Origin of the sequence: Flavobacterium fragile (genome assembly GCF_023634865.1) — a bacterium.
Taxonomy (GTDB): Bacteria; Bacteroidota; Bacteroidia; order Flavobacteriales; family Flavobacteriaceae; genus Flavobacterium; species Flavobacterium fragile.
On record NZ_JAMLJN010000003.1, the window covers coordinates 21,442 to 43,876 of the forward strand.

Annotated in this window: 10 protein-coding genes; all 10 read left to right on the forward strand. The window is 37.4% G+C overall.

Going from position 1 to position 22,435, the window contains the following annotated elements:
* Positions 1 to 310: 310 nt before the first annotated feature.
* Positions 311 to 691, forward strand: coding sequence for an HU family DNA-binding protein (locus NAT47_RS04680; RefSeq protein ID WP_250580775.1), 381 nt, complete (start codon positions 311 to 313; stop codon positions 689 to 691).
* Positions 692 to 1,664: 973 nt separating this feature from the next.
* Positions 1,665 to 2,420 carry a hypothetical protein gene (locus tag NAT47_RS04685; RefSeq protein WP_250580777.1) on the forward strand — a complete coding sequence of 252 codons (756 nt, stop codon included), beginning with the start codon at positions 1,665 to 1,667 and terminating at the stop codon, positions 2,418 to 2,420.
* Between the two features lie 764 nt (positions 2,421 to 3,184).
* Positions 3,185 to 4,354 carry an ATP-binding protein gene (locus tag NAT47_RS04690; protein WP_250580779.1) on the forward strand — a complete coding sequence of 390 codons (1,170 nt, stop codon included), beginning with the start codon at positions 3,185 to 3,187 and terminating at the stop codon, positions 4,352 to 4,354.
* A 938-nt stretch (positions 4,355 to 5,292) separates the two neighbouring features.
* Positions 5,293 to 5,766, forward strand: a complete 474-nt coding sequence (locus NAT47_RS04695) for a sugar transferase (protein WP_250580781.1) — start codon at positions 5,293 to 5,295, stop codon at positions 5,764 to 5,766.
* A 585-nt stretch (positions 5,767 to 6,351) separates the two neighbouring features.
* Positions 6,352 to 12,207 carry a T9SS type A sorting domain-containing protein gene (locus NAT47_RS04700; RefSeq protein ID WP_250580782.1) on the forward strand — a complete coding sequence of 1,952 codons (5,856 nt, stop codon included), beginning with the start codon at positions 6,352 to 6,354 and terminating at the stop codon, positions 12,205 to 12,207.
* A gap of 6 nt (positions 12,208 to 12,213) precedes the next feature.
* On the forward strand, positions 12,214 to 12,468 hold the full coding sequence (locus NAT47_RS04705) for a hypothetical protein (RefSeq protein ID WP_250580784.1): 255 nt from the start codon (positions 12,214 to 12,216) through the stop codon (positions 12,466 to 12,468).
* Between the two features lie 1,450 nt (positions 12,469 to 13,918).
* Positions 13,919 to 15,808, forward strand: coding sequence for a polysaccharide biosynthesis protein (locus NAT47_RS04710; protein WP_250580785.1), 1,890 nt, complete (start codon positions 13,919 to 13,921; stop codon positions 15,806 to 15,808).
* Between the two features lie 1,480 nt (positions 15,809 to 17,288).
* A complete protein-coding gene (locus NAT47_RS04715) occupies positions 17,289 to 17,858 on the forward strand; it encodes a hypothetical protein (protein WP_250580787.1) in 570 nt (189 codons plus the stop codon).
* Between the two features lie 42 nt (positions 17,859 to 17,900).
* Positions 17,901 to 18,383, forward strand: coding sequence for a sugar transferase (locus NAT47_RS04720; protein WP_250580794.1), 483 nt, complete (start codon positions 17,901 to 17,903; stop codon positions 18,381 to 18,383).
* Positions 18,384 to 18,728: 345 nt separating this feature from the next.
* The gene (locus NAT47_RS04725) at positions 18,729 to 22,430 is read left to right on the forward strand and encodes an endonuclease (RefSeq protein ID WP_250580801.1); all 3,702 of its coding nucleotides are present in this window, start codon (positions 18,729 to 18,731) and stop codon (positions 22,428 to 22,430) included.
* The last annotated feature ends 5 nt before the right edge of the window (positions 22,431 to 22,435 follow it).

A 22,435-nucleotide genomic window follows, 5' to 3' on the forward strand; every position in this document is an offset into this window, starting at 1 on the left:
GGATTTTTTTTGGTTTAAAAATTAAAAACCACATTTATACTATTGATTTTTTACTATAAAAACAGGTTGCTTTCTGGTTCTAAATGTTAAATATTTGTTAATTTTTATAAAACATAAGTTGTTGTTAATCAAGTTTTTAAAAAAATAAATTTAAAATATTTACCTTAAATAGATTGATTTTTTAAAAACAAAAAGAAACTTATTTTGTTTTAATAATATAAAAGAAAAGGTACAAATAATAAGGCGCACCGGTTAAGCTATTTTGTTTGTAATCTTTTAAAAATTTATTATTAATATAAAATTTAACAACATGATCAAGTATCGCGTACTGCCTAAAAAAAATCCTCAGGACTTGGCAGCCCCTGAAAAGTTCTACGCAACTGCCATCGCGGATGGTGAAGTAGATTTTGAGTTTTTAGCGGAGCAAATTGCTTATGAAACTACCTTAACCGAAACCGACTGTATAGCGGTATTACTTTCGTTAGAACGTAATATCCTACGTCAGTTAGAGCAAGGAAAAATTGTAAGAGTAGGCCGTTTAGGAAGTTTTAACGTAACCCTAAAATCAGCAGGGAAAGACACTTTAGAAGAAGTCACTGCTACAGACATTGTAAAAGGTAGGGTTCGTTTTAGACCGGGTAAAAAACTCAGCAAAATGACTAACGAGTTGCGTTTCAGAAAAGCAAACTAATAAGGTCATTAATTTTTAAACCGAGGATTTCCCTCGGTTTTTTTATGCCTTTAAGTGAAAAAAGCTCAAAGGTTTTTGTTTATTGCTCAAAGGTTTTTTGAAATTTCTCAAAGGATTTGCTTAAAAACTACGAGCTTTTAGAAGAATCTTTTGAGCTTTTTATAAAGTAGAAGAGTACATCGCAAACACCCCTATAGTCCCCTCAAGGGGACAATTCCCAGTACAACCATTTATTAGTTGGTAGTTTATAGATAATTCGAATTTATAGTCTTTAAAATTATTAAAAGTCAATAGTCTCTGTAAAGATTGTCCCCTCGAGGTCCCGATAGCTATCGGGATTAGGGGTGTTTCGAGTGTTTTAAGTAAGTTTGATTTTGAAGTTTTTGGAACACAGATTTTTATAATTTGAGGAATTTTTGAAATTTTAATTTTGGAGTAATCTTTATAATTTTTGCATTTGTTCTTGAAATTGTACTTGTTCTTGAACTTGTTTTTGGAACTCGGATAACGGAGGCTGAGGTTCTCGAAGCCGTAGTTGTTGGAACGCGGATGAAACGGGTCCGCTTAGCGGAGCGCTGATGAAGCGGATTTTCTTTGTTTGTGTTGATGGATTCGCTAAAGCGAAGGGTGATGGGGACGGATTTTCTCTGAGACTGAAAACTGAGACTGAACACTTATCTTGTTTCAAGTTTTCGGAACACGGATTTTTATAATTTGGGAAATCTATACAATTTTGGAACGGGGATGACGGTGGCTGAGGTTCTCGAAGCCACCGCTTTTTATTTTATAGTTATGTTGTCTATTGAGTTGCTATGTTATGCTATTTTTTTTGTAAAAATCCTTCGGCGCGCGCCTTTTTGATGACAGGGTTGTCAAAACCGCATTAAATTGTATCAAACTGTATCAAATGGTATTAAAATGCTACTTGCTTGGTATTTAGGCTTTTGCTAACTTTAGGAAAAACAATTTTATTATGGCAAAAGTTATTTCTAATGTTACATTTCGTGGTACTATAGGTGGTATTACGTTTTACAAGGCTTCTGATCAGGAGTTGGCTCGAGAGAAAGGTGATTCGGGTATTACTTCTAAGCAATTTGCAGAGAATCCTATTTTTAATCGGATTAAGTTGCATGGTTTTGAATTTGGTAGGTGTTCGCGTAAGTCTCGTTATTTTCGTATGTTGGTTAAGTCTTTTTTTGATCGTGCTAAGGATGTTTCCTTTGCGGGTCGTGTGAATCAGTTGTTGTTTGAGATTATAGAAGAGGATCTGTCAAATCCGATAGGTTCTCGACTGATAGAAAATGGTCTTACTTCACCCTATTTGTCTGAGATTTTATTGGGTTTTGAAGGGAATCGTTTGCGTCCGATGACCAAGGTGTGTCGTGTTCCTGTTTCGTTTGATTGGGATACTATGGTTTTACAACCGTTCTCATTGCACCTTACGCAAGATTTAGAGTGGCCTGATGTGGATGCGAATTTGGTCGAATTTCAGTTGGGCTTTGCCAACTGGGATTCTGCTGCTAATAGCTTTGAAACTTCTTACAGTAACGTTATTCAAGTGGCGCGAGAGGCTGTTGTTATTGATTTGTCGTTTGAGATTGCGCCTTTGCCTGAGCATGATTTGTGGTTGGCGTTTTTGTTTATAGGTTTTTCGAATAAGGTTAGGCGTAAGGTGAAACCGTTGGCAAGGAAGTGGAATACGGTTACGGTTGTTGGGATGAAGAGGTGATGAAGCGGTACGAGTTGTGGTTTTTGAGTTTTAGGAACACGGATTGGGATAATTTGGGAAATTTTTGAAATTTTAATTTGGGAGAAATCTTAGAAATTTTGGCACGCGGATGATGCGGATTTGTTTTAGCAAAACGCTGATGGTTACGGATTCGCTAAAGCGAAGGGGATAATTACGGGTTTTGGAACACGGATTGGGATAATTTGGGAAATTTTTGAAATTTTAATTTGGGAGAAATCTTAGAAATTTTGGCACGCGGATGATGCGGATTTGTTTTAGCAAAACGCTGATGGTTACGGATTCGCTAAAGCGAAGGGGATAATTACTGGTTTTTAATGTTGAATGTTGGCTTTACGATGTAAAGTGATCTCCTACTTTGGAGGAGATTCTGAAACTAGTTCAGAAAGACAAGTTCTCGACTTCGCTCGATATGACACAAGGAGATTTCGGTTTTAGGAACGGTATGGGGTTTTGCTTCGAGAAATCTTTATATTTTAATTTCCATCACGATTTTGTTTTAGGTTTTTTTATTTGTTATCGCAACATGTATTACGGTAACTTTAATTACGATATATTATGAACTTTTATAACCGTGAAAAAATATTGACGTTATTGGAGTTGGTCTTATTATTTGTTTCATGTTTAAAGAAATTACAGTTTAAAACCAATTTATCAATATAAAATGCACTATGATAGTGCATAAAAATAAAAAAAATGCACTTTTGTAGTGCGTTTTTTTTTATTTTTGTAGAAATAATTATGCAATGGAAACTTTATTTGAATATTCCAATCGTTTACTAAATGGAGTGAATACTACTTTTACAAGGTATTTATATGACCAAATTAATTGGAAAAACAGACTGATTGGAATTATAGGTCCTCGTGGCATTGGGAAAACTACTTTAGTTTTGCAACATATTAAAAACCATTTAGATCCTCGCTATACGTTATATGTTACAGCGGATGATTTTTATTTTGCCAAAAATCGTCTTTATGAGCTTGCTTCCCATTTTGTTAAATTTGGTGGAACTCATTTTATTATTGATGAAATTCACAAATATCCTGATTGGTCAAACGAACTGAAGTTAATTTATGATTATCATCCTCAGTTACAAGTTATATTCACCGGGTCTTCTGTATTGGATATTAAAAAAGGAAGTGCCGATTTAAGTCGGAGAGCGGTATTATACCCAATGCAAGGTTTATCCTTTCGTGAATATTTGTTGCTTTTCCATAAAATAGAAGTGCCCAAGTTTACGTTAGAAGAAATTGTAACGTATCCGTCAAGGGTAATTTCATTATCGCATCCTTTACTTTTATTTTCTGATTATCTTAAAAAAGGATATTATCCCTTTGCACTAGAACCTGATTTTGATATAAAATTATTTCAGGTCATTAACCAAACGCTAGAGAGCGATATTCCTGTATATGCAGACATGAATGTGTCTACAGGAAGAAAGTTGAAACAACTCATGGCTATTGTTGCCGAAAGTGTTCCTTTTAAACCTAACATGAGTAAAATTGCCGAAATGTTAGCTATAAGTAGAAATAATATTGCGGATTATCTTTTGTATATGGAAGAAGCTGGAATGGTTTCGCAACTACGAGATGAAACGAATGGCATTAGAGGATTAGGTAAAGTGAATAAAGTATATTTAGATAATACGAATTTAGTTTATGGATTAGCTAATGAAAATCCTAATAAAGGAAATATTAGAGAGACATTTTTTATGAATCAAGTACGTGTTCATCATCAAGTTGTTGCTTCTAAAAATGTTGATTTTAAAATTGGAACGATGGATTTTGAGATAGGAGGCAAGAACAAAAGTCTAAAACAAATAAAGACGCTTGGGAATGGCTATGTTGTTAAGGATGATATAGAAAGTGGTTATTTAAATACGATTCCTTTATGGTATTTTGGTTTGATGTATTAGTGTTCTGTATCTCATTTAAGACCATTTCATGAGGTTTTTGGAACACCGATATTAATAATTTGGGAAATTTTTGAAATTTTTTAATGTGGATAACGGAGGCTGAGGTTCTCGAAGCCGTAGTTTTGGAACGCAGATGAAACGGGTCCGTTTGGCGGAGCGCTGATGAAACGGATTTTCTTTGTTTGCGTTGAAGGGTTCGCTAAAGCGAAGATAGATGGTGGCGGATTTTCTCTGCGACTGAAAACTGCGACTGAAAACTTATTTTGCTTCAAGTTTTGGAACACGGATTGGGATAATTTGGGAAATTTTTGAAATTTTTTAATGTGGATAACGGAGGCTGAGGTTCTCGAAGCCGTAGTTTTGGAACGCAGATGAAACGGGTCCGTTTGGCGGAGCGCTGATGAAACGGATTTTCTTTGTTTGCGTTGAAGGGTTCGCTAAAGCGAAGATAGATGGTGGCGGATTTTCTCTGCGACTGAAAACTGCGACTGAAAACTTATTTTGCTTCAAGTTTTGGAACACGGATTGGGATAATTTGGGAAATTTTTGAAATTTTTTAATGTGGATAACGGAGGCTGAGGTTCTCGAAGCCGTAGTTGTTGGAACGCGGATGAAACGGGTCCGCTTAGCGGAGCGCTGATGAAACGGATTTTCTTTGTTTGCGTTGAAGGGTTCGCTAAAGCGAAGATGGATGGTGGCGGATTTTCTCTGCGACTGAAAACTGCGACTGAACACATATCTTGCTTCAAGTTTTGGAACACAGATTGGGATAATTTGAGAAATCTTTGAAATTGTAATTCCATTAAAATTGCTTAGAAGGCATTGTCCCCTTGAGGTCCCAATAGCTATCGGGATTAGGGGTGTAAAAATATGCAACTAAAAAACAGCAATTAAGGCATAATCAAATTTTGATTACATTTGTTATCTAATCCATCCAAATGCTATTCAAACAAACCCGCATCGGAAAAAACGGAGTACCCTTTACAATATATAAACTCCGAACGATACCTGAAGGTGCTACTATGCCCAATGCTTGGGGTGCTTTTTTGCGCAAATCTAAGTTGGATGAATTGCCGCAATTGCTCAATGTGTTGAAAGGCGAAATGACCTTTGTAGGCCCTCGCCCCGATGTGCCAGGGTATGCTGATTTACTTCAAGGAGACGATCGCATCATTCTTACTTTAAAACCGGGGATCACCGGTTTAGCCTCCTTAAAATACCGCAACGAAGAACAACTTTTAACGCAACAACCCAATCCAAAACAATACAATGATGAGGTCATCTGGCCCGATAAGGTACGTATTAACAAATGGTACGCTTCTAATCGTACGTTTTTAATTGATTTACAAATTATTTTTTACACGCTTATTCCTATTCCTTTTGATGTTGATGCGTTTATGGGTGATGGGTGATGGGTGAAGGGTGAAGGGTGAAGGGTAATGGGTAATGGGTAATGGGTAATGGGTAATGGGTTAAGGGTAATGGGTAATAGGTAAAGGGAGTAAAAGTTCATACCACCACATCTTCACATCTTCTAATTAACACATTTCCACATTGTCTCATTGCATAACATTTTAATACTTTTACCCTTTATATTTGGTATTGTGTGTTTTAGTTCTTTATAGAGTCCTATTTTTAAAGAATTTTTAACATTTACTACCTGTTTCTAAATGATGTGCCCTTTTTTTGGTTTTTTGCCCTATGATTTTCATTTTTTTGTTGCGCTATTGTTTTTAAAAAGCTCTTCATTTTGTGTTTTATTGTTATCCTATGATGCTATTTTTTAGTAATTGTTAAATAATTGTTGGGTAATGCCTTTTATAATTATCAAATAGTTAATTTTTAATTATTCGTTTTTTAATTGAAATTAGGCGTTTATATTTGGTGTTGCTTAGTTACTAATATGGGATTTGTCTTTTTTAACCGAATACAAATCGTTTGGATAAGTCTCTCAAATCATGTAACATAAGTGTTTTAATGTTAAAATTACATTTTATATGAAACATACTTTACGTAATGCGCAGTCTTTTTTCTTAGTAGGACTGTTTTTTTTGATGGTGAATTTGGGGTGGGGGCAAACGACTATAGTCTCTCAAGATTTTGAAACAACACCTGCAACCCCAACATGGAATTTTACAACAACGGATGTTGGTACTACTGCTAACACAGGATTTACAACTTATACAACAACTGCTTCAGACGCACCATCATCTTCCAATTTATTTTCAGGTGGTCTAAGAGGGTATAGAGTATCTGCTTCTTCAACAACATTAGCAGGTAGAACTTTAACATTTGGTAATATTAATACCTCAAGCTATTCAGGTGTTTCAGTTTCTTTAAGAGTTGCTGCTTTTTCAATAGGTTCAACCGGAAACGGAATGGACAATAATAATGATCAATTAACTATAGAAATTAGCCCTGATGGTGGAGTTACTTGGTACTCTCAAATTTTGTTTAAAGTTACAGGCATAGGTGGAAACGTAAGATGGTCTTTTGCTGGAACTGGATCATCCACAACTGCTTATTCTACTACAAGTAGTTCAACCGTTTCTGCATACACAGGAGCAACATCTCCTATTACTTTATCTGGAACTAATGGAATTACGAGATTAACAGTTACTGGTTTACCTTCGGTTTCGAATTTACAAATGAGAGTTTCAATGCAATGTAATGCTACGAGTGAGAGTTGGGCAATTGATGATGTTGTTTTATCTGGCACGTTAGTTTCTAATAACGATACCACTTCCAAAGTAGAATCCCCTACAGCGCAAGTTTCTACTGTTGATTTAGCAAGTACAGCAACTGCAAGTGGTTCGGCTGTGGATGTGTTTAAATTTAAGGTAAGTGATTTAGGTTCGGGGGATGGTTTGGCAACCAAAGTAACACAGGTAAAAATAAAGAAAGCATCTGGTACAGCAGATTGGACGGATCATATTGGAGGAGTAAGTTTATGGGATGGGGCTACTCCAATTACAATAGGAACACCTACTATTACCGATGCCGATATTACAATTCCTATAACTTCAGGTAATTTAGATATAAGTGATAATTCAAGTAAGGAAATCACTCTTAAAATGTGGTTGAAGACAAGTAATATAGTAGATAATGCTACTATGGCGTTTACTGTGAGTCCAACTGGGCATGGTTTTACATCAGATGCTTCAGGTTCGTCTTTTGCTACTGATTTTGGAGCTGCTGTAACAAGTAATACCGTTACTGTAAGAGCAACTGCTACTCAATTGGTTTTTACTACGCAACCCTCTTCAACGGTATGTCCTTCTACAAATTTGGCTACAGCACCTGTTGTAAAAGCAGTAGATGCAAATGGAACGGTTGATTTGGATTATACTTCCCAAATAACTCTTACTAACAGTGGGGCATTAGGAATGACGGGAAATCAAGTGAGCGCAGTTCAGGGTGTTGCTTCTTTTACTAATTTACAATTTACTCAATTAGGAACAGTTACTTTGAATGCAACTGCGATAGGATTACCAGATTCTAGTGCTTCAAATTCGGTAACAATATCATTAGCTAATGTTACAAGTTTTAATTTAAACCCAGGCAATTTACAAGTCACAGCTAGTTGGATAAATCCTGTTTGTTTTGATGAAATTTTGATAGTAGCTAAAGAATCTTCATCAGTGACATCCTCTCCTACAGGTGATGGGACACTTTATAATGCTAATCTATCTTTTGGAAGTGGAGATCCTTTTGATGGCGGCTTTGTAGTATACAAAGGAACTACTAATCCACAAATTATTACTGGACTAAACAATGGAACAACCTATTTTGTCAAAATATTTACACGAGAAGGTACAATTTGGAGTACTGGAGTAGAAACATCAGTTGTACCTAACTTAATAGATAATACAAAAATTACATGGATTAATACTTCAACTGCAAATGCTTGGTATACTTCAGGAAACTGGAGTCCATCCAAAACCTCTACACAATGGCAAACTACTGATGTAGCTTTGTTTGAAAATGCAGGAAGTGCAACTGTTGCAGGGATTAACATGGGAACCTCTAGTTTAGCTATTGCAGGAATTGAAATTAGTAATCTAAGAACTAGAGGATTAGCTATTGGTAATAGCTCAGCAACAGCTGGAACGTTAACTTTAAATGGAGGAATTATTAACGGGAATTTAAATACCATTTTAAGAAATAATAGTGGTTTTAGTTTAACACTTCAAAATAATGTTCAAAATTCTAGTACCGCTAACTTAATTTTTAATAATTCAATAAATAACAACATCATGGTTGATGGTTCTGGTGATATAGTCATTACATCTTCCATTACTAGTGCATCAGGACCTGTTACTATTTCAGGGAGCGGTTCAGGTACCGTAGTATTTAGTGGTCAAAATACTTACACTACTGCTACCAATGTTAACAGTTCTACTTTAAGATTAAACCGAACCGGGGGTGGTACAATTCCATCTGGTAATCAGGTTACAGTTGATGGGGGTGTCTTACAAATTAGTACTAACCAAACCTTATCTAATTTAACATTAACTAGTGGAAGTTTGATAGTAGATGCAAATGCCACTTTAACATTAAATCAAAATATAACAATTCCTAATGGTTTTACCATCACCAACAACGGTACGATAGTAATCCAAGGCACCTTGACCGATAACAGAAGTGACAAAACTTTTGGAGGAACGGTTTCATTTAATGGTTCTAGTCAGCAAACCATAGCTGCCGAAACTACATTTAACAACCTCACCATCAACAACACATCAGGCGTTAAAGCAACTGGCAATATCACGGTAAACGGTACATTAAACTTAGCTACTGCTAATCCTGATGACACCGATGGTGCCTTAGATATGGTGATTGCTTATGGTACCTATGCTACTGTATCTAAATCGGAGCCAGATAATTATAATAGTACGTTACCCCATAATAACTTAGATTCGTATGTGTTGAACCTAGGTGCTGCTGCTACGGTAACTGGAATTGGCGATGTTACGGGTAAAGTAACGCGAGAACATGCTTTTGTGAGTGGTACTACGTATGCTTTTTCTCATCCCAACATGACGTTGTCTTTTACTGATTTGGGAACTCTAGGAAACTTACCTTCTAGAATCACTGTAATCGCTACAAGAGGAGCAGAAGGGTTGCATGTAGATAAAGATGCTGCTGATAATGGTAATCCAGCAATTGGAGGTCCAGCGGTGCAACGTTTGTGGCAAATATTGCGTGGTGGCACGCAAATTGGAAGTGCAGAAGACCGTTTTTCTGTGAAGTTTCCTTATACCGATTTAGAATTAAATGACAATACGGAAGGTGATTTGGTTACTTGGGATCACCATTTAGAGAATCCAGCTTATGATGGTGTTACACCGCATGAGCACGGAAAAACGAATAACAATACCACGGATAATTTTGTAGAGTTGGCCAATCATGGGATGTTTTATTTGGCCGAGGAAGGTTCTGTATCTCGTACTAAATATTGGATGTTATCGAACAAAGTAAGCACTTATGATTCGGTTTGGTTGGGAGCAGTGGATATCCCATTTCTTTCGACCACAAATTGGAACATTGCTTCTAACTGGACTGGAGGGAATATTCCTGATGCCACTGACAATGTATATATACCTGATGCTAGCACTACGCCTCATGATCCGGTTATTAGCGAAGGCAGTATTCTGATAGATCAACTTTTAGGTTCATTATTAGGCAATGTGGGTATGAAAACGTTAGAAATTGGTACAGGAGGAGTCCTCACGGTAGCTTCTGGCACTAATCCAACCCTCACTATTTTTGGAGGTCCTAACTCCTCAGGTGGAGGGAACAACTTTGGTTCGTGGATTAATAATGGAACGTTCGTACCTGCTAATAGTAAAGTAGTGTTTAATTCAAGCCTAACAGCTTCGGGTGCTACCATAGCAGGTACTACTCAGTTTCATGATTTATCAATCTTGTTAAATGAAACAGTTACCATTCAGGAAGATGCGGAAATTTCGATAAAAGGGGAATTTATTAATTTAGGTACCCTAAATGCTACGACAGATGCCAACACTTTTGTTTTCAATGGAACCACTAACCAAACGATACCTGCTACTTCTTCTGACAATAACACTGCAGCTTATCATCATTTAGAACTTTCAGGTTCGGGAGCGAAGTCTTTTGAAGGTACTCCAAGCATACAAGGCAACTTGATTAAGTCGGGAACTTCATCTGTAGTGATTCCAAGCCAGTTTAATTTTAATGGGGCAACCGCCCAAAGTATAGCTGGATTTGATTATAACAACATTGAATTTTCAGGAGCAGGAACGAAAACATTTACTTCTAATGGTTCTTTAAGCAATACAGGGGCGATTACGTTTTCAGGTACTCCGGGAACCGTAGATTTTGATGGTACTTCTGATAATTTGACCTTTGTATTAAAGTCTGATGCCTCTGGAACAGCCAGAATTGCTAACGCTACGGGTTGGGCATTAAACGGAAAAGTAACAGCAGAGCGTTATGTTCCTTCAAGAAGAGCTTGGCGTTTGTTGACTGCTCCTTCAAAAGGGTCTTCTAACAACAGTATTTTTGCTAATTGGCAAGGTACTGCCAATGAGGGTGTTTTATTGTGGAATCCGAATGGAGGTGGCGCTACAGGTTTAGAAGTTGGGCCACAATCTAATATTTTTAGCTATAATGGAGGCTGGGCTGCTGTAAATAATACGAATACCACCCCATTATTTGGTGCTACTCAAAACAATGCGTTTTTAGTATTTGCTACCGGTCCACATGGAAGTTCTAATATTACTCCGGGAGCTGATCCTACTACTCCTTCTACGGCTACGACTTTACGTCCGAAAGGCGAGTTGATTACGGAAACAGTAACCACTACTTTAACAGCGAATCAGTTTCAGTTGGTTGGGAATCCGTATGCGAGTGCTTTAGATACAGAAGCTTTGATTGCCACTAACGCTGGAGCTAAGATTTGGATGCTAGATCCTTCGATTGGTTCTTTTGGGGGTTATGTTACTTATGATGGGACCAATTGGGCTCCGAGTACTCCAGCTACAGTAGATAAAAACATTCAAAGTGGACAAGGATTTTTTGTTCGTTCGGCTTCTACTTCGTTTGCTATAAATGAAGCTCATAAAGTTTCAGGTAGTTCGGATACTTGGTTTGCTCGTGATGCCGCACCGCTTTCAGCAGATAAAATCCGTGTTTTATTGTACAAACAAGAAGCAGGGAACTGGAAGTTAGCGGATGGTGTGCTATCGGTACAATCCCCTACAGGAAATGATGCGGTTGATGAAGTGGATGCGAATAAAATCAGCAATTTCAACGAAAACATTGCCTTCCGTAATGGTACGACTAATCTAGCGATTGAATACCGCGGTATGCCTGTATCTGGCACGCAACAACCATTACGAATGACTGGTACTACAGCGCAAGCGTATCAATTGCGTGTGAGAACTGAAGATTATGTTAACAGTACGTTACAACCGTATTTGGAAGATATCTCTTCTGGTACATTAACGGCTATTCCAACAGACGGTAGCGAATTGCTTGTTTCTTTCACCGGTGTTGTAGCTACTACTGCTACTCCAGATAATCGTTTTAGAATTGTGTATCCTACTACTTTAGGTTTGGATGATTTATCTATGACTGCTGTACGTGTGTATCCTAACCCGATTACTGATGGTACTTTCTCAGTCGTTTTACACGATGCTATTACTCCAGCGCGTTATTCATTAGTTAATGTAATGGGGCAAGAAGTGCAGTCCGGAGCTTTAGAAGCTTTGCATAATACGGTCGCTGTAGGAGGTTTACAGCAAGGTGTTTACCTGCTGCAAGTGCGTCAAGAAGGAAAGGTGTTTACCACTAAATTAATTATTAAATAAAGTCCCATGAAAGTAGTTAAGCGTTTGGAGTTGGTTCTCTATATTTTACTTTTTCATTTGTATTCTTTTGCTGTTTTTGCTGCGAGTGGATCAGGTGAAGTGTTACCTGGAGAGGAGGAGTTTGCGGATGATCCTGGTTTGCCACTTGAGGGTGATCCTGGGGCACAAGCTCCTATTGATACTTGGGTATATCTGGGTTTAGGATTGGGTATTCTTTTGATGTATTATTATTGGAAACGCCAATCGCAAGAAAAAATTTAAAAAGAGACGCTTCGGCGTCTTTTTTTTGGTTTGGGGTTTTTGGAACACGGATTTTCGGAAAATGGATTTTCGAAACACAGATTTTTATAATTTGAGTAATTTTTGAAATTTTAATTTTGGGGGAAATCTTTAAAATTTTGGATTTGTTTTTGAAATTGTACTTGTTCTTGAACTTGTTTTTGGAACGCGGATGATTACGGATTTTCTCTGCGACTGAAAACTGCGACTGAACACTTATCTTGCCTCAAGTTGTTGGAACGCGGATGAAACGGGTCCGCTTAGCGGAGCGCTGATGAAGCGGATTTTCTTTGTTTGCGTTTAAGGGTTCGCTAAAGCGAAGATGGATGATGACGGATTTTATCTGCGACTGAAAACTGCGACTGAACACTTATCTTGCCTCAAGTTGTTGGAACGCGGATGAAACGGGTCCGTTTGGCGGAGCGCTGATGAAACGGATTTTCTTTGTTTGCGTTTAAGGGTTCGCTAAAGCGAAGATGGATGGGGACGGATTTTATCTGCGACTGAAAACTGCGACTGAACACTTATCTTGCTTCAAGTTTTGGAACACAGATTTGGATAATTGGATAAATCTTTGAAATTTTAATTGGGAGTGGTTTTACCATACAGAAGGATAGGTTTTTTTGTTGGGGTTTTTTACGGGGCGTTGCACTTGTTTTATTTTGCTCGCAAAGGCGCTGAGATGCTAAGTTGTTTAGGGTGGTTGGTTTTAACCGCAGATTAAAGGATTATGAGGATTTTTATAATTGAAAAGATAGGAACTTATTATTTGTTATGTTTTCAGGTGAACGTTTATTACACCCCTAAAGTCCCCTCGAGGGGACAATTCCTAGTATCACTTTTTATTTGTTCGTAGTTTTAAGATGATTTGTAATGATTGTTTTTGGAACACGGATTTTCATAATTTGGGAAATCTTTAAAATTTGGAATGTAGGGGGGTATCTCGACTTCGCTCGATATGACAGGGGGAGGAGAAGTTAGAATTTAGAATTTAGAAGTTAGAATTTAGAAGTTAGAATTTAGAATTTAGAAGTTAGAAATTAGAATTTAGAGGTTAGAATTTAGAATTTAGAGGTTAGAATTTAGAGGTTAGAATTTAGAATTTAGAATTTAGAGGTTAGAATTTAGAGGTTAGAATTTAGAATTTAGAATTTAGAAGTTAGAAATTAGAAGTGAGGTGAAGTACAAAGTTTGAAGTACTAGTTACAGGATTTGGTTTGGGGTGATTTTTGTTGTTTTATATTATTTACTCTTTTTTTGGGGATTTGTTTAAGATGCATTTTTTGTGTTGGGTTGTTTTTTTATAAAAAAGGAGTTTTTTTACGGTTGGTTTATAAACTTTGATTCATAATTTGAAAAGGGTTAAAAAGAGAATCATTTTGGATTTTCAATTCCAAAAATCACTTATTTTTGTTTTTTACCTTGTCTTTTTATGAATAAACTGAAGCAATTTGTCAACCTAAAACGATTGGGTTTTTTACCCTCTTGGATTATTTTATTTATGGATATGGGGATTGTTTTTTTTGCCTCAGTATCTTCTTATTTTGTTTTTAGTACCATAGGAGTTCAGTTTTATTCTACCGTACCTTTACTCTATCGCTTGTTGTTTTATGTGACTCTCTTGTTTTTTTATTTTTTACTTTTTAAAACTTACAAGGGTATCATTCGTTATTCTAGTATCAAAGATGCCATTCGTTTGTTTAAGGCGGTATTTTCAACCTTTATTACATTGCTTTTGGTAGATACTTTGTATTTGATTTATTCGGGGCAACATATTTTTGTGATTTTCACCATTTTTTTATCCTCCTTAGTCATTTTGTTTTCTCTTATTTTTTTCCGCATTGCGGTAAAGTGGCTTTTTAAATACTTGTCGGTTACCGACGGCAGTAATTCTGTTGAAAATTTAGCTATTATAGGTGTTAATAGTACCACTATTGCCTTGGCAGAAGCTTTTGTAAATGATAGTTCGACCTATAATTTGTGTTTTTTTATAGATAAGAATAAATATTTGAACGATAAAAAAATATTAGGGATTCCGGTTATTGCGAAAAGTAATTCCATCATAGCTATTCTTCGATTTTATAAAATAAAGCATGTTGTTTTGATTAAGAATTATTTGCCAGAGGAGGAAGAGATTGCATTTCTTGAGGCTTGTTTGGAAAATAAGATTGTGGTTTATAATCCTAAATTGGTAAGTGGTTTTGATAATAGTTTGAATACGACAAAATCTCTAAAGCGATATACCTTAGAGGAATTGCTTTATCGGGAAACCATATCGATTGACAACCCTAATGTTATTAACAGACTGAAAGGGAAAACGATTTTGGTAACGGGAGGTGCTGGTTCTATTGGTAGTGAAATTGTCAATCAACTGGCTCATTTTGAGCCTGCCAAAATTGTGATTGTTGATCAAGCAGAAACTCCTTTGAACACACTTCAATTGAATATGTCGCAAGCTTTTCCTTCTTTGACGTGTCATTATGAATTGATCACTATTGGGAATAGGGAGGAAGTTTTTTCTGTTTTTGAACATTTTCAACCCGAAATAGTATTTCACGCTGCAGCTTATAAGCATGTGCCTGTGCTTGAAACGAATTTTAGACAAGCCATAAAAGTTAATATTTTAGGGACAAAAAATGTTTTAGAGGCAGCTGCGGCTTTTGGCGCCGATCGATTTGTTTTAATTTCCACAGATAAAGCGGTGAATCCTACTAATATTATGGGGGCATCTAAACGTATTGCTGAAATTATGGTGCAGTCTTATTTTCATTCCCAAACTAGTGAAAATAAAATGAAAATTATTACGACACGTTTTGGAAATGTATTGGGTTCGAATGGTTCGGTAGTCCATTTGTTTGAAGAACAAATTAAAAAAGGAGGCCCTGTTACTGTTACGCATCCCGAAATTAATCGTTTTTTTATGACTATTCCCGAAGCTTGTAAATTGGTTTTAGAAGCTGGAGCTATGGGTTCTGGGGGTGAGATTTACATCTTCGATATGGGAAAACCTGTGCTCATTCGTAATTTGGCCGAAAAGATGATTCGATTGAGTGGGAAAGAGCCTTATACCGATATTGATATTGTTTTTATAGGCTTACGTCCTGGAGAGAAATTGTATGAAGAAATTCTTGCCGATTCTTCGAAAACGTTGCCTACTTATCATCCTAAAATATTAATAGCACAAGATCGGGTGTTGTCTTATGAGTTGGTGACGGCTTTTTTAGCGAAAATTGCTACTGTTAATTTTCAAGATAAAGCGTCAGTTATTGCGGCTTTTCAAGAGTTGGTGCCTGAGTTTATTCAAACTTCAAAGGATTGCTAAAGGTTTGGATTTTGGATTTTTGAATTTTTGGAACACAGATTTGGATAATTGGAGAAATCTTTGAAATTTTAATTGGGGAGTGGTTTTACCACACAGAAGGATAGGTTTTTTTGTTGGGGTTTTTACGGGGCGTTGCACTTGTTTTATTTTGCTCGCAAAGTAAGTTGTTTAGAGTGGTTTGTTTTAACCGCAGATTAAAGGATTTTGAGGATTTTTTAATTGAAAAGATAGGAACTTATTATTTGTTATGTTTTCAGGTGAACGTTTATTACACCCCTAAAGTCCCCTCGAGGGGACAATTCCTAGTGTCACTTTTTATTTGTTCGTAGTTTTAAGATGATTTGTAATGATTGTTTTTGGAACACGGATTTTCATAATTTGGGACATCTTTAAAATTCTTGGATTTGTTTTTGAACTTGTTTTAGGAACTCGGATAACGGAGGCTGAGGTTCTCGAAGCCGTAGTTGTTGGAACGCGGATGAAACGGGTCGGTTTGGCGGAGCGCTGATGAAGCGGATTTTCTTTGTTTGCGTTTAAGGGTTCGCTAAAGCGAAGATGGATGGTGGCGGATTTTCTCTGTGACTGAAAACTGCGACTGAACACTTATCTTGCCTCAAGTTGTTGGAACGCGGATGAAACGGGTCCGCTTAGCGGAGCGCTGATGAAACGGATTTTCTTTGTTTGCGTTTAAGGGTTCGCTAAAGCGAATGGTGATGGGGACGGATTTTATCTGCGACTGAAAACTGTTACTGAACACTTATCTTGCCTCAAGTTTTTGGAACGCGGATGAAACGGGTCCGTTTGGCGGAGCGCTGATGAAACGGATTTTCTTTGTTTGCGTTGAAGGGTTCGCTAAAGCGAAGATGGATGGTGGCGGATTTTATCTGCGACTGAGAACTGAGACTGAACACTTATCTTGCCTCAAGTTGTTGGAACGCGGATGAAACGGGTCCGTTTGGCGGAGCGCTGATGAAACGGATTTTCTTTGTTTGCGTTGAAGGGTTCGCTAAAGCGAAGATGAATGGTGACGGATTTTATCTGCGACTGAAAACTGTTACTGAACACTTATCTTGCCTCAAGTTGTTGGAACGCGGATGAAACGGGTCCGTTTGGCGGAGCGCTGATGAAACGGATTTTCTTTGTTTGCGTTGAAGGGTTCGCTAAAGCGAAGATGGATGGTGGCGGATTTTCTCTGCGACTGAAAACTGCGACTGAACACTTATCTTGCTTTAAGTTTTTGGAACACGGATTTTTTGAAAAGTGAATAGAGAGAAGGGATAAGGGATAAGGGATAAGTGATAAGGGATAAGTGAATAGTGATTGATTATGGGGTGATTTGATAAAAAAAGGTTGGAGAGGGGGTAGTTTGGGCAATTTTTTATATTTTCGCAGGGATAATATTATTTTTATGAAAAAGGGTTTGAATTTTTGGGTTGCATTTTCTTTGTTGTTTTCTGTGTTGGGTTTTTCGCAGTACCAAATGAATAAGGTTTCATTGGAGGCGAATTACGGGTATAATGGAGCGATTTCTCCTTACAACAAGCGTTTTAATTCTAATTTTTCAGGGATGAATCACTTTGATGTGGGGTTGCGTTATATGTTTACGGAAACGATAGGAGCGAAGGTAACTTATAAATTTGATCATTTTGTGAATGATCCAGGTGGGTTATTAGGGCTTAAGTATAATACCTTATCTTTAGGGGCGGTGTATAATGTAGGGAAGCAATTTGGATTGACTTACTTGACGCGTGATCGTTTGGGAGTGAATTTGAATTTGGATGCGGGAGTTGCATTTGCTAAAGGTGTTGGGCAATATGATGCCGAGAAGATTGGAGTGGTAGGTTTAGGGATTACTCCGATGTATCAACTGAGCCATAAAGTAGCTTTAGCGGCGACGTATACTCATAATTTTACTTTGAAACAGCATTATGGTTTTGATGGATTTTTATTGGATCCTGAGTATAAAGCTTCGAAGGGCAGTTTCTATAATTTCACAGTGGGGATTATTTATTACTTAGGAGAAAATAGATATCATTCTGATTGGTATTAGAAGCGTCTCTGCTTTTCTTTACTTTTACTTAATTTTTATTTTATGCTTTTCCAGCAAGTACGTATTGGGCGATATGGTGTTCCTTTTGTGATTTACAAATTGCGTACGATTCCGGTTGGTGCTACACAGCCTACTGCTTGGGGGCGTTTTTTGCGGTCTACTAAGTTGGACGAACTGCCGCAATTGGTTAATCTTTTGAAGGGCGATATGGCGTTGGTTGGGCCTCGTCCTGATGTGCCTGGTTATGCTGATTTATTGCAGGGAGAAGATCGAATATTACTTTCGTTAAAACCAGGGATTACAGGATTGGCTTCTTTAAAGTATCGCAACGAGGAGGCTTTACTTTCGCAACACGATGCCCCTTTGTTGTATAACGATACTGTTATTTGGCCTGATAAAGTACGGATTAATGTTTGGTATGCCCGACATCGCACTTTTTGGATGGATTTAAAAATTCTCTTTTACACTTTTTTCCCTTTTTCTTTTGATGTGGACCTTTATATTTCCAATTACAAGGATTCTTAATGTTTTGTCATTTGGTTTAGTTCTCCTTTTTAAACCTATTGTTATGGTTTGCGTTTGCTAATTTTAATAGTTAATTTTTATTCTTAATCTTCCTATAATTTTTCGTTTTTTTAATAAAAAAATAATGTAATATTTCTTGCAAGTATGCATTAAAATATTATTTTTGAAATCCTTATTTAACCCCAAATGACCATGAATAAAAATTATTACCTTTCTCTTTATGCTTTTATAGGCTGCTAGCAAGTATGTATTGATTATTTTTTGTTTTTTCTTAACTGTCAGGAATTAAATTTTTTAATTTTTGGTATTTAGGCTATTTATTAATGTCAATTACTTACCCTCTTTATGAAACATACAAGCTACTTTAAGAGTATATTCCTTTTATTGTTGTTGAGTTGTGGCTTTTCGTTTTCGCAACCAGCCAATTATTACACTTCTGCCAACGGTCTAACCGGTGCTCCTTTGAAAACCGCACTCTATACTATTATTAAAGACCATACTGTTATTTCTTACACTAATTTGTGGACTGCATTTAATACAACAGATATAAAACCTTCTACCTCTAATGTAATTTGGGATATTTATACCGATATCCCTCAAGGAACTCCTGTTTATCAGTTTATTTACAGTACTGATCAATGCGGGACTTATAGTGTAGAGGGGGATTGTTACAACCGTGAGCACAGCATGCCCAAAAGTTGGTTTTTAGATGCTTCGCCTATGTATTCTGATTTGTATCATATTTATCCAACAGATGGAAAAGTCAATGGTATGCGCAGTAATTATCCTTATGGAGAAGTAGGCACACCTACTTACACTTCTAGTAATGGTTCTAAGTTAGGAACTTCCGTTACTCCTGGTTATACGGGCCTCGTTTTTGAGCCTATTGATGCTTACAAGGGGGATTTGGCTCGAGCTTATTTTTATATGGTTACGCGATATGAAAATCTGGTAAGTACCTGGCAAACAAATGATACCAATGGAGATGTAGTTTTGAACGGAACTGCTTATCCGGCTTTTGAGTCTTGGTATATTGATCTTTTATTGCAATGGCATGCACAAGATCCGGTGAGTCAGAAAGAAATTGATCGTAATAATGCTATTTATGCTTTACAAGGCAATCGTAATCCATTTGTTGATCATCCCGAATATGCGGCGGCTATTTGGAATCCGACCCCAATAACGTTAGCCACAGAACCTACTAATCCTGTTTCGAATTTTTCTGCTGTGGCTACTTCTACTTCAGCGATTACCGTTTCTTGGCTTGATACTACAGGGGCAACACCTGCTACTGCCTATTTACTATTAGCTAGTACCACCGCTACTTTTACTAATCCTATTGATGGTGTGTCTCAAAACAACAGTGCCTTAGTTAAGAATGTGGCTTCTGGAGTTCAAACGGTTACTTTTACAGGGCTAAGTTCCAATACGTTGTATTATTTTAAAATTTTTCCATATTCAGGTTCGGGAAGCAGCATTAATTACAAAACAGATGGCAGTGTGCCTACCACAAGTGCTACAACCTTAGCCCCTGTGGGTGTTCCAACTGCCTTGGCTGCATCTTCCCTATCTTCTGGATCTTTTACTGCTAATTGGCAGGCGGTTTCAGGGGCGCAGTCCTATCGTCTTGACGTTTATAAACGCATTGCAGGAGGTACAGCCACGGACCTGTTTTTTTCAGAATATGTAGAAGGATCTTCTAATAATAAATATTTGGAAATATTTAATGGTACTGGAGCTTCTGTTAATTTAGCTAATTATGAAATTCTGTTGTATGCTAATGGAGTTAGTATTCCGAATAGTACAAACGTTTTGAGTGGAACATTAAATCATGGAAGCGTACTAGTTTTAAGAAATGGTTCTGCAAACCTTTTGGGTACTTTATCTTACCCAATTTCAACGGCAACTGCTTTTAATGGAGATGATGCTTTGGTTTTGTTTAATAAGAGTACCTCTACTATTGTTGATGTTTTCGGGAGAGTAGGAGAAGATCCTGGAACGGCTTGGACTTCTGGTGTCTTAACTACTGTAGATAAGACTTTGGTGCGGAAGTCAACTATTATGAGTGGAGTTACGGTTAACCCTTCTTCAGGTTTTCCAACCTTAGCTACTCAGTGGGATTTGTTGCCAATTGATGACATCACTAATCTTGGCATTCATACTTTTAATGGAGGTACAACTATAGTTCCTGTGGTTACAGATGTTAATGTTGGCGCTATAACCTCTTATACGATTACTGGATTAGATCCTGCTACTACTTATTATTATGTGGTACGTGCCTTTGACGGAACTTCAACTACTCAAAACTCTAATGAAATAGCCGTTACTACTTCAGTTACACCGACCATTTGGAATGGAAGTAGTTGGTCTGACGGTGTACCTACAGCCACAAGAGACGCCGTTATCAATGGGGATTTAACGGTAAGTGTTGGGGGGCTTACCACAAAAAACTTAACCATTAGTGCAACTACTGTACTAACAATAGCCGCTGATCAGGTACTTCGTGTTCAAGGCGATCTGGTGAATCATGGAAGTGTTGTTTTTGAAAGTAACGCTCAAGGCACCGCACAATTTGATGTTTATGGAGGAAGTCCGATAGCAGGTAGTGGTTCTTTTACTGTAAAGCGTTACATTACTGGAAAACGAGCGTTTCGATTGTTAGCCCCAGCAGTTACCACAACAGGTTCTATTGCGACTAATTGGCAACAACAGGTTTATATTACGGGAGCACAAGGAGCAATAGGAACTATTTCGCCCGATGGTTTTGATTGTACTGCAACTGGGAATCCGTCTTTATTTACTTATGAATCTTCGGGTTGGAGCCCTATATCTAATACAAATGTATTGCCTCTTTTAGCTTCTAAAGGCTATCGCTTGTTAGTGAGAGGTGATCGAACACCATCTTTACTTAATAGTGCATCTCAGGTGAACATGAATCAACCTGTTACTTTGAGTGCTACGGGAGCTTTAGTGACAGGTTCCGTAACTTATTCCACAATGACTGCGTCTGATTATACATTAATTGCCAATCCGTATGTTAGTCCTATTGATTGGGCTACTGTGACAAAAACAGGAATAGAAAACAGCTTTTATGCCTGGGATCCTACTTTAGGTACGGGAACACAGCGTGGGCGTTATGTAGCTTGTACTTCAGATGGAATTACTAATATACTCTCTGATGGTTCTGGGGCATCTACAACTGTGAGTAATTATATTCAGTCGGGTCAAGCTTTTTTTGTAAAAAATGCTACATCGGGTGTTGCAGGAAGTCTCACGATTAAGGAAACTGATAAAGCTTCCGTTCAGGCTTTTGTGTTCCGAAATTCACCTCCTACACGTTTATTATCCAAGTTAGGTATTACTTTGTATTCTTCGTTAGCGTACAGTTTAGGAGAGCCACCTTTAGATGGTGCTTTAGTTGTTCAAAATGAAGGTTTTACTTCTGCTTTAGATTCTGATGATGTTGTGAAGTTGAGCAGTTCGGGAGAGCAAGTTGCGTTTCAAAGAGGCGCCGCACTTTTGAGTATAGATAAAATTGGAACAGTAGTACCGAATGATGTTTTTCAAATAGTATCGTCTCATTTACAGGAAAATCAATCCTATGTATGGAAAGTGGTTGTTCAGCATGATTTTGCACCGGATGGAATCGTATTGTTTGACACTTACACGCAGCAATCGCACACGATTTCGTTCAATAGTACCACTGTGGTTACTTTTCAGACTACAACAGATGTTGCTTCACGTTCTCCCCATCGTTTTCAGTTTTTATTTCCCTCAGCTTCGTTAACTGTTCCGTCTGTTGCCACTTCCGTTTTCTTGTATCCGAATCCGGCACCGTCAGGCGTTCAGCAGTTTGTTTTATCTGGATTGCTTTCTGATGTGCCAGTTCATGTGCATAATGTAGTAGGGCAAGTTATACCTGTACAAAAAAACTATACCCCTTCTGGTTTGGTTGTTACCCCAACAGTAGCGGTAGTTCCGGGTATTTATTTTGTAACTGTTACGACGGATTCAAAGGTAATTCCTATTCAATGGGTTGTCGAATAATTTAA